This is a genomic window from Bacillota bacterium (assembly GCA_040754675.1).
Classification (GTDB): Bacteria; Bacillota; Limnochordia; order Limnochordales; family Geochordaceae; genus Geochorda.
Genome location: JBFMCJ010000103.1, coordinates 1 through 10,148 on the forward strand (window position 1 = coordinate 1; position 10,148 = coordinate 10,148).

A 10,148-nucleotide genomic window follows, 5' to 3' on the forward strand; every position below is an offset into this window, starting at 1 on the left:
CGCCACCTCCACGATCCACATCCCCGGGGAGCGTCTAGGGCCCAAGCTCCACCCGCTCGATGGCAAGGCGCGTGAACGGCTGCCGGTGCCCGTACCGCCGCCGGTAATTGACCTTCGGCTTGTACTTGAACACCAACACCTTGCGGCCGCGCCCGTGCTCCACCACACGCGCCACAGCCCTCGCGCCCTCGACGACCGGAGCTCCTACGAGCACCCGCTCACCCTGGCGCAGCATGAGCACCCTGTCAAGGCTCAGTTCCTGGCCCACCGGCGCGTCCATGTGCTCAACCGTGATGACGTCGCCCGGGGCGACCCGGTACTGCCGCCCGCCGACGTCAACTACGGCGTACTCTGCCACGATCCATCACCCTTCAGGCGTCCTGGGGCATCGCACGAGTGGCATTGTAGCATCGTCGGGCAGTGCCGTCAAAGGCCGGGCGCCACCCGAGCGTGCTGCCAGCCCCTAGCCGGCCGATACGACCCGCCCCTTGGCGTAGGTGCGGAAGACCTTCGTGATCTCCACCTTGAGCCTTTGCCCCACGTGCCGGCCGGCGCCTTCGATGTCCACCACGTAACCCTCCAGGCGCGCGATGCCGTCCCGGGGGTTGGTGACGTGCGGCTCTTCCACCTGCAGGTCCATCACCTGGCCCTCCTGCACCGGCAGCGCCATCCGCTCAACCTCCCGCCTGCTGCCGACGGTCAGGACGCGGATGTCCTCCATGTGCAAATCATCGCTCCCCCGAACGAAAATCGCCTTGCCGGTCTCCGCCTCGAGCCGCCGAAGATTCGCGCCCCCAGACCCGATCACCTGCGCGGCCACGGAAGGGTGCACCGCCAGCAGGATGGCCTCCGCCCGGGAAGACCGCGCCAGCCGCATGATTTCGCGTTCGACCTTCTGGGCCATGGTCACCTCGGACAGCACTCGCCCTGTCCCCTGGCAGTACGGGCAGGGTCTCTGGAGCACGGCGTAAAGGTCTTCCCGCACCTTCTTGCGCGTCAGTTCGACAAGCCCCAGGCGCGTGAAGCCCAGCACGTGCGTGCGCGTCCTGTCCTTGTGCAGCTCCGATGTGAGCTTCTCGAGCACCTGGTCCTGATCTTCCTTGCGATCCATGTCGATGAAGTCGATGAGGATGATGCCCCCGAGGTCGCGAAGGCGGACCTGCCGGGCGATCTCCTCGGCCGCCTCCAGGTTCGTGCGCAGCACCGTGTCGGCCAGGCTCGTCGTGCCAATGTAGCGCCCCGTGTTCACGTCGATGGCCGTGAACGCCTCGGTGTGATCGATGACCAGGTACCCTCCGCAGTCGAGCCAGACCCGCCGGTCAAGCGCCCTGTCCAGTTCGGGCTCGATGCCGTACTCCTCGAAGATGGGGCGCTCGCCCTGGTACATCTGCAGCCGCGACCGGATGGACACCAGGCCGGCCGAGTCCGCGAGTTCGGCGATCTTCTGATACTCCTGGCGCGAGTCGACCACCACCCGGTTCAGTTCCTCCGTGAAGACGTCCCGTACCAGCCGGTAGATCAGGTCGTGGTCCCGGTATAGAAGCGAAGGTGCGGGCGCCCTCCTGGCCTTTAGCGAGACCCGCTCCCAGACCCGGAGCAAGAAGCGCAGGTCCGCCTCCAGCTCCTCTTCGCCCCGCCCCTCGGCCACCGTGCGCACGATGAGCCCCATGCCGCGGCGCCGGATGCGCTTGGCAATGGCCTTCAGGCGGTTGCGTTCCGCGTCGTCGCTGATTCGCCGCGAGATGCCAATGTACTCGGTAAAGGGAGCCAGCACCAGGTACCTGCCCGGCAAGGTCAGGTTCGTAACCACCCGGGCGCCTTTCGTGCCGATGGGCTCCTTGATGACCTGTACCACGATCTCCTGGCCCTCGTGAAGCGTGCGGTGAAGGGGTCGGCGGGGCAACTCTTCAACGGCCTCGTGATCCTGGTCCTGCTCTTTGGCATCCACATAAAGAGGGGCGTCGCCCAGGTACAAAAAGGCGTTGCGCTCAAGGCCAATGTTGACGAAAGCTGCCTGCATGCCGGGCAGGACGTTCTCGACCCGCCCCTTGTAAATGTTGCCGGCTACCGGCTGGTGGAACTCCCGTTCGACGAAAACCTCGACCAGCCGCCGATCCTCCAGCATCGCGGCCCGGGTTTCCCCGTGCCCGACGTTGATGATGATCTCCCGAACCATCTCCCCCGTTCAACTCCTAACGCTGTCCCCCGCCCCCACTTTTCTTGGTCCTCTCTATCTACATCCTTCGATACGGTACACCCGTCACGGGGACCGTGAGCCCCCGTTCGATGAGAGCCTCTATCACCTCCCGCTCTCCCGTCAACCCCATCACCCTTCCCCGGGAATCCGTGATGAAGACCACGTGGTACCGCCCGGGAACCAGGCGCAGCGCCACGTCCTTCACGGTGGACCCGCTTCGGGCGACCAAGAGCCTCCCCTCTTCAACCGGTGCCTGCCGGACGGGGGAGAGCGTCCGCTCCAAATAACGTATCCAGGTACCGGGCGCACGCCGCCGTTCCATACGGGCAGCATACAGCAAGAAGAGGCCCATGACCATGGCCCCGAGCCCGTGCCCGAAACGGCTGTACCAGATGCCGCCCGCCAGCGCCATCACCGCTCCGGCGATCTCGCCCGCCTGGCCAACCAGACGGGTCGCCGCGCGAAACCCCATCCGCCGCGCCGCCGCCGCCCTCACCAGCCGCCCGCCGTCCAGCGGGAAGACCGGCAGCAAATTGAACAGGCCGAGCCCGAGGTGATCCCATCCCCACAGGCCCAAGACCTGCAGAACTGCTCGGGAAGGCGATGCCGCATCTGCGGTCCCCCCCTGCATCGCCGTCACGGAAGCCGCGGCCAGCGCCCCTCCCAGCAGTAAGTTGACCGCAGGTCCGGCAAAAGCCACGCGCGTCTCGGCCGCCGGGTCGACCAGGCCCGATTCGTCCAGGTGCGCAACGCCCCCGAACGGCATGAGCACCACTTCGTAGGTGGTGATGCCCAACCTCCTGGCTGAGGCGATGTGCGCCAGCTCGTGGATCAGCACGGCGGCGAACAGAAGCGCCGCCCGCACGCCGTCCCCCAGGAGGGCCATGGCGGCCACCAGGGCGATGAAGGCCGGGTGCAGCCGGACCCGGGTGCCGCCTGCGGAGAAGAGGTTCACCAGGCGCAGCCTCCACGCACCTCCAGGAAGAGGCTCGTTCCACCGTTCCCAGTGTATGAGCCCCGCCCGTGCCGTAGAGGCTACCACCCGTGCCGCCGGGCCCCGACGCTGGCGGCAAGCCCGATGGCCACGAGCGTCGCCACCAGGCTGCTCCCCCCGTAGCTCAACAGGGGAAGCGGAATGCCCATGACGGGCATCAGGCCGAGCGTCATCCCCACGTTGACCACGACGTGGAAGCCGACCGTGATGGCCACGCCGGCAGCGAGCAGCGCCACGCTCCGGTCCCTGGCTTGCATGGCGATGGCCAGGCACCGCCGCAGTATGACGGCGTAAGCCGCCAGCACACCTGTCGCTCCGAGAAACCCGAACTCCTCGCCCACCGCCGAGAAGATGAAGTCCGTGTGCCTGGCCGGCACGAAGGCGAGTTGTGTCTGCGGCCCCGCGAAGAGCCCCTGCCCGAAGAGCCGGCCCGACCCGATGGCAATGACCGACTGGGTGACGTTCCAGCCGGCTCCCTGCCGACGGGAGGCCGGATCCACGAGGACAACGAGCCGTTCAAGCTGGTGCGGCCTCAGGATCTCGGCCCATCCCAGGGCGCTCACGGCCACGGCCAGGCCCAGCGCGACCAGCGCTGCCCCGCCCATCCAGGCGAGATACCGGCCGGGGGCCTGGGCCGCGTAAAGCATGCCCAGCAGGATCACCCCGAAGACCACTGCCGTCCCCAGGTCAGGCTCCAGCAGCACGAGGCCGCCCATGAGGGCGGTCATGGCCACGGGAGGCACGAAGTCCCCCCACCGCTCCGGCGGGCGCCGCTCACCCAAGTGCGCGGCCAGCATGAGCACGAGGGCGGGCTTGGCCAGTTCCGCCGGTTGCAGCGAAAGCGGCCCGAGGACGATCCAGCCCTGGGTGCCCGCCACCCGCCGCCCGACCAGCAGCACAGCAACCAGCAGTAAAACGGCGACGAGATACCCCATCCGCGCTAGCTGGAGCAGGCGCCGGTAATCGAGGGCGATGACCGTTACCATGCCCACAAGTCCGATGGCCAGGCTCACGGACTGGCGTTCGAGATAGTAGGTGGGGTCTCCCACGACCCACGACCGGGTCGCGGAGTAGATCATCACGAGCCCAAACAACCCCAGGGCCGTCGCGGCGCCGATCAGGGACCAGTCCACCGAGGCGAGCCACCGCCTGGCCGTGCCATGCGGGGGAAGAAACTGCCCCATCAAGCCTCTCTGTGACCCCTGGCGGCCGCTACACGAGGACCGCGGATGGGCACGTTCGCCACCAGCGCCACCGGCGCGTCATCTCGCGGCGCGCTGGCCAGCGACACCTCGATGCCGTCCTCGACCACGTCCACGTAGCGAGAGATGACGGCGAGGAGTTCATCCTTCAACGTCTCGATGAGCCCGGGCGGAAGCTTCGCCCTATCGTACTTGAGCACCAGTTGCAGCCGTTGAGTTGCCACGTCGGCGCTCTTGGGCCCGCGCGGACCCAGCACCTTCGTCAGCCAGTCCATTCTTTGCCAGGCCCCCTGCCCGTTTGAGAACAGCCCTTCTCGTCGGTCACGAAGCCGCCTTGGACCCCCGCATCAACCTCTTCAGCCTGGCCATCAGCCCTCCGTCTTCCAGGTCGAGGAAGGGTACCTCATGCCCCTCTAGCCGCTGGGCAATGTTACGGAAGGCCTGCCCCGCGCGGGATCGCCCGTCCAGGACGGCGGGCTCTCCCCGGTTGGTAGTCACGATGATGGATTCGTCGTCGGGCACGATCCCGATGAGGGGAATCGCCAGGATCTCCATGACGTCCCCGACCTCCATCATGTCGCCACGGCGAACCATCTGCGTACGGATACGGTTGATGACCAGCCGGGGCTCGTAGAGCTCCTTGCTCTCCAGAATACCGATGACCCGGTCCGCGTCCCGCACGGCCGCGACCTCGGGCGTGGTAACGATGATGGCCTCGGTAGCCCCCGCCACCGCAGTGTGAAAGCCGTGGTCGATGCCTGCCGGGGAGTCGATCAGCACGTACTCGAACTCATCCTGAAGCTGGGCGGTCAGGTCCCGCATCTGCGCCGGCGTGACCGCGTCCTTCCCGCGGGTCTGCGCGGCGGGCAGAAGCGTCAGGTTGTCCACCCGCTTGTCGCGGATCAGGGCAGCCTTCAGCTTGCAGTTTCCCTCCACCACGTCCACCAGGTCGTAGACGATGCGGTTCTCCAGGCCCAGCACCACGTCCAGGTTGCGGAGCCCGATGTCCGCGTCCACCACCACGACCCGCCGCCCCATCAGGGCCAGCGCCACCCCTAAATTGGCGGTGGTTGTGGTCTTGCCGACGCCACCTTTCCCGCTGGTGACGACTATGACGCGCCCTGCCATGCCGACGTGCCCTCCTCAACTCCCGCCGTATAGGGCTGCACTTCCACCGCTCCGTCCCGGATGCGTGCCATCTCGGGCCCCCGTCCCGGAACCGTCTGGTCGGGGGAGCGTGCCACCCGGTGAGCGATCCGCAGCTGCAGCGGATCCAGCCGCAGCGCCACCACGACGGCTCCCTCGTCGCCCCGGGCGCCGGCGTGCGCGATTCCCCGGAGCGCCCCCATTACCACAATGTCACCGCTGGCAATCACCTCGGCCCCCGGGTTCACGTCGCCCACGACCACCACGTGTCCGTCGTACGCGACGCGCTGCCCGGACCGGAGCGTCCGGTGAACGAGGAGCGTTCGATCCGGCGGCACGGCCCGTTCAAGGCCACGTCCCGTGGCCTCCAGCCCGAGCTGCGCGATCTCCGAGGCAAGCCGGGCGCTGCCCACCACCGCCTGCGCCCCACTGCCCGCTTCCCTGTCGTGGTTGGAGGGCAGTGCCCCGCTGGCCGCCAGGGCCCCTTCGGGCGCCCCGTCCCGCACCTCCAGCCCACACTCCCGCAGCGTTCGGATGACCTCGCTCCACTCGGCCCAGGTCGCCTGCCGCCGCCCCGCCTCCAGGAAGACAGGAGCGCCGGCGAAGAAACGGCGCGCCGGCCACAGCCTGCGGCGCAGGGCCGCCAGGACCTCCCGGAAGTCTGCCGACTCGTCCAGGACGACCCGCAGGCCTCGCCTCGAACCCTTCAAGGCCACGCTATCGCGCAGCTTGCTCTCGCGGCCGCCCGCGGCTGAGACCACCACGAAAGCCCGCGACGCCTCCCCGGCACTGTTCTGCTCTCGCCCCCATGTTCTGGCACCCTAGCCGCTTTCCTGCCTGGAAGCGGTGGCCGTGGCCGAAGCGGGGGAACGAGGGGGGTACTCCTGGAAGTACGCCTTCAGCACGTCCTCGGCGATGGGGGCCGCCGCGCCGGACCCGCTGCCCCCGTGCTCCACGACCACCACGACCACGACCTGCGGGTCGTCGGCGGGAGCGATGGCAGCGAACCAGGCGTGGGGCTGGCTCTCACCGTCTCCGACCTGGGCCGTGCCCGTCTTGCCGGCGACGGGAACCGGGACGTCCTTCATCTTGTCCTTGGCCGTCCCGTGCGGCCCGTTCACGACCGCCTTCAGTCCCTCCCGCACCGCTTTCCAGGTCGAGGGTGACGCCTGCACCTGTAGCAGCACCGACGGCGTCACGGTCCTCACGAAAGTGCCGTCCGGGCGCTTAATGGATTGGACCAGGTGGGGCCGGTACGCGATCCCGTTGTTGGCCACGGCCATGTAGACCACCGCCATCTGCAGCGGCGTCACCTCCAAGAAACCCTGGCCGATGGCCATGTCGAGCGTCTCAGCCTCGTACCACTGCTGCGCCCAGGCCGGCTGGTTGCGATAGCGCTGCTTCTTCCACTGCCGGTCCGGCACCAGGCCCGGCCGGTCGCCCGGGAGGTCAATCCCGGTGGGCTGCCCGAGCCCGAAGCGGCGGGCCCATTCTGCGAGGGCGTCCACCCCCACGCGGTGACCCAGTTCCCAGAAAAAGTCGTTGCTCGACCACTCGAAGCCGGAGACCAGCGTGAGCCAGCCGGGTACGAGCTTCTGGCTCACCATCCAGTCCTTTTTACCGTACGGGCCGAGACCGTCGGCGTACCAGCGCTCGTTCAGCCCGAACTTGCGCTCCTCCAGGGCGGCGACCCCGGTCACCACTTTGAACGCCGAACCAGGGGCGTAAGTTCCCATGGTGGCGCGGTTCAAAAAGGGGCTGGCCTCGTCTCGGTTCAAGTAGGAGAGGTATGCCGCCCGGTCGGGCTCCCACGGCAGGAGACGACCAGGGTCGTAGGCGGGGAAGCTCGCCATCGCCAGCACCGCACCGGTCCTGGGGTCGAGCACCACCACCGCCCCCGCCGTGACGGACTTGCCGGAGCGCAGCTTGGGGTCGTCCAGGCGCCGTTCCTCTGCCTTCTGGATGCCATCGATGAGCGCATTCTCCGTCTTCTGTTGCAGTTCCAGGTCCAGCGTCAGCTTCAGGTCATGGCCCGGCACGGGGGGCTGTTCGCCGACCAACCTTCGGTAACGGCCCAGCGCGTCCACCTCGATCTGCCGGTAACCGCCGGTGCCGCGCAGATCGCGCTCGTAGTAACGTTCGATCCCCGCAAGCCCGATGATGTCGCTCCCCCGATACCCCTCGTCGCTCAGCCGCTTCAGGTCCTCCATGCCGATGAGACCTACGTGGCCGAGCACGTGGGCCGCCGTGGCGCCGAGGGGATAATCCCGTACGGGCTCCTCCTCCACGAAGACGCCCGGGAGCGACGCCCGGTGCTCCTCGATGGCAATCAACTGGTCCAGCTTCATGTCTCGGACCAGCCGGACCGGCTCGAAGCTGTACCGGCGCGCGGCCGACTCCCAGGCCTCCTGCAGTTTGGCCTCCGGCACGCGCAGGAGCCTGGCCAGTTCCGGGAAGAGTTGCTGAGGGGCGTTCGGCACGGCCTCAGGCAGCACGGAGAGCGTGAACGAGAGGCGGTTGCGCGCGATCTCACGGCCTTCCCGGTCCAAGATGCGCCCGCGCGGCGCCGTTACGGGCACCACCCGGAGGTGGTTGCGGTCGGCCATGGCCGCATAGTCGGAACCGCGAATGATCTGCAAATACCACAGGCGCGCGGCAAGCACGGCGAACACGACCCCCACCGCCACGCCCAGCCGCTGCAGGCGCACGTTCATGCCCTGATCGCGGCGCGACTCGATGGAGACCAGCGTTCGCACCCCTGAAGCGCTCCCTTCCCTCACTCACTTCAGTACCGGTACCGGCCAACCAGTTCCCCAGCGCGCACTTCCAGGTAGACCCAGGTGAACACGGCATAAGCCACGGCGAACAGCGCGCCGGTCAGGAGCATGAACACGACGCCCCGCGCCACGTTCCACAGCGAGATCACCACCGGGACGCCGAACGCAAGCGCCCCCAGCTGAAGCGTCGCCCCGCCGACCACGAGCGCTGTACCAGCAATGACCATCGTTACCCAGAACTCCTCGGCCGGCGTTCTCCCCGTGGCAAAGCTCGCGACCAGCACGGCCGCTGCCCGGGCCGCGGCACCCAGTCCCACCAGGTACCCTCCCACCAGGTCGCACACGAGCCCCGCCCCCAGGGCCAGGGCGACCGCCGTGCGCTTCTGCCCCACCATGGCCAGCGCCAGCGCCACGGCCAGCGTGGTGTCGGGCACGGTCCCAAACGGAGCCACCGCCGGCCATACGACCAGATCCACCAGCAGTGCCGCCGCGGCCACCGCCGCCACAATCCACCGCCGCCTCCGCTCCGGCGGGGGGCCGGGTAACTCGGGCCTCACGCTACCGACCGCCCCTCCTCTGGCCGGGGGCCGGCATCACCACGTAGACGTAGGAGACCCGCGAGATGTCCGCTCCGGGCTCCAGCAACCCTTCGCGGCCAAGCCCCACGGCCCCCGGGCGCACCTCGCGGATCGTTCCCACGTGGACCCCTCTGGGGTAAACGCCTCCGAGCCCGGAGGCGACCACCTGATCGCCGGGCTGGAAGCTCGAGTCGGGTATCAGGGCCTTCACGCGCAGCGTGTGGCCGCTCCCGGTGCCCTCCACCAGCACCAGCTCGCCCGTGCGTACGATGACCCCGCCGGCGGCGCTTCGTGAATCCGTCAGCAAGGCCACGGTGGCGGTGCGGGCAGTGGTGTTGAGCACCTGTCCCACCGCGCCGCCGGGGGCCACCGCCGCCATGCCGGGCTGAACGCCGTCCGCCTGACCCCGGTTGATGACGACCTGCGAGTGCCAGCGGGACGGGTCCCGCCGGATCACGTCCGCCGCCAGGAGGCGGTATCCGGGCAGGTCCGGCAGGCCGAGCTGCCGGCGCAGCTCCCGGTTCTCCGCCGCCACCCCCGACAGCATCGCAAGCTCGAGGCGTAGCCGTTCGTTTTCCTGAAGGAGTTGTTCGTAGCTGCGGCGCAGGGAAGTAAGCCGCGCCAGGTTGTCAAGCGCTTCGGTCAACCGGCGGTCTGCGCGTGCCACCAGCGTGTTGGCCGGGGCGAGTACATCCGCAATCCACCGCTCCAGGGCGGTGCGCTCAGAGCGGGTCTGTGCGGTCAAAAACGCTGTGATGATGAGGAGGACCGCGCCGGCGGTCCACACGGCCGGCGCAAGCCGGCGTGAGGTGGCCCGTTCCTGGTGGGGACGCCCCTCGCCCCTGGAACGCATCCGAATCTCATACTCCTCACGCGAAAACGCCCCTAGACCCGCCGCGGGTTGATGAGCACCCGGTTCATTCGGTCGAAGTGCTCGAGCGCGATACCCGCTCCGGTCACCACCGCAGTCATGGGGTCGTCGGCCACGTGGACCGGCATGTGGGTGGCCTCGGACAGCAGAGCGTCGATCCCTTTCAATAGCGCTCCACCGCCCGCCAGCACCAGCCCCCGATCCACGATATCCGCGGCCAGTTCTGGCGGGGTACGCTCCAGCGTCACTCGGACGGCCTCGACGATCGCGGCCACGACCTCGGACAGCGCCTCGCGGACCTCCCTGCCCGTCAGGGTCATGGTACGGGGCAGGCCGGTCACCAGGTCGCGCCCCCGGACCTCAAACGTCTGGTCGTCCACCAC

General features: G+C 68.5%; 11 protein-coding genes. All 11 read right to left on the reverse strand.

From position 1 onward, the window contains the following. Nucleotides 1-34: 34 nt before the first annotated feature. Nucleotides 35-358: a 50S ribosomal protein L21 gene (gene rplU / locus AB1609_07985; GenBank protein ID MEW6046406.1), complete on the reverse strand. Its 324-nt coding sequence runs from the start codon at nt 356-358 to the stop codon at nt 35-37. A 105-nt stretch (nt 359-463) separates the two neighbouring features. Beyond that, nucleotides 464-2,176 (reverse strand): Rne/Rng family ribonuclease, encoded by a 1,713-nt coding sequence (locus tag AB1609_07990; GenBank protein MEW6046407.1) that lies wholly within the window; start codon nt 2,174-2,176, stop codon nt 464-466. A gap of 58 nt (nt 2,177-2,234) precedes the next feature. Next, nucleotides 2,235-3,152, reverse strand: a complete 918-nt coding sequence (locus AB1609_07995; GenBank protein MEW6046408.1) for a site-2 protease family protein — start codon at nt 3,150-3,152, stop codon at nt 2,235-2,237. Between the two features lie 80 nt (nt 3,153-3,232). Further along, entirely contained in the window at nt 3,233-4,375 is a 1,143-nt protein-coding gene (gene rodA / locus AB1609_08000) for a rod shape-determining protein RodA (protein MEW6046409.1), read from the reverse strand. Continuing rightward, on the reverse strand, nt 4,375-4,668 hold the full coding sequence (gene minE / locus AB1609_08005; protein MEW6046410.1) for a cell division topological specificity factor MinE: 294 nt from the start codon (nt 4,666-4,668) through the stop codon (nt 4,375-4,377). Before minE ends, rodA begins: the two co-directional genes overlap by 1 nt. Before the next feature lie 46 nt (nt 4,669-4,714). After that, nucleotides 4,715-5,521: a septum site-determining protein MinD gene (minD, locus tag AB1609_08010; protein ID MEW6046411.1), complete on the reverse strand. Its 807-nt coding sequence runs from the start codon at nt 5,519-5,521 to the stop codon at nt 4,715-4,717. Continuing rightward, nucleotides 5,503-6,303, reverse strand: a complete 801-nt coding sequence (minC, locus tag AB1609_08015) for a septum site-determining protein MinC (protein ID MEW6046412.1) — start codon at nt 6,301-6,303, stop codon at nt 5,503-5,505. The genes minD and minC overlap by 19 nt, the downstream gene beginning before the upstream one ends. 57 nt (nt 6,304-6,360) lie before the next feature. Then, nucleotides 6,361-8,295, reverse strand: coding sequence for a penicillin-binding protein 2 (gene mrdA, locus AB1609_08020; GenBank protein ID MEW6046413.1), 1,935 nt, complete (start codon nt 8,293-8,295; stop codon nt 6,361-6,363). Between the two features lie 29 nt (nt 8,296-8,324). Continuing rightward, a complete protein-coding gene (locus tag AB1609_08025) occupies nt 8,325-8,873 on the reverse strand; it encodes a hypothetical protein (protein ID MEW6046414.1) in 549 nt (182 codons plus the stop codon). Between the two features lies 1 nt (nt 8,874). Further along, a complete protein-coding gene (gene mreC, locus AB1609_08030; protein ID MEW6046415.1) occupies nt 8,875-9,747 on the reverse strand; it encodes a rod shape-determining protein MreC in 873 nt (290 codons plus the stop codon). A gap of 32 nt (nt 9,748-9,779) precedes the next feature. Next, on the reverse strand, nt 9,780-10,148 hold a 369-nt coding region (locus AB1609_08035), incomplete at its 5' end, for a rod shape-determining protein (protein MEW6046416.1).

Bases quoted from the DNA above. Each gene is read 5' to 3' on its own strand.
- AB1609_07990 (MEW6046407.1), bottom strand. From the start codon at position 2,176: ATGGTTCGGGAGATCATCATCAACGTCGGGCACGGGGAAACCCGGGCC.
- rodA (MEW6046409.1), bottom strand. From the start codon at position 4,375: ATGGGGCAGTTTCTTCCCCCGCATGGCACGGCCAGGCGGTGGCTCGCC.
- minE (MEW6046410.1), bottom strand. From the start codon at position 4,668: ATGGACTGGCTGACGAAGGTGCTGGGTCCGCGCGGGCCCAAGAGCGCC.
- minD (MEW6046411.1), bottom strand. From the start codon at position 5,521: ATGGCAGGGCGCGTCATAGTCGTCACCAGCGGGAAAGGTGGCGTCGGC.
- mreC (MEW6046415.1), bottom strand. From the start codon at position 9,747: ATGCGTTCCAGGGGCGAGGGGCGTCCCCACCAGGAACGGGCCACCTCA.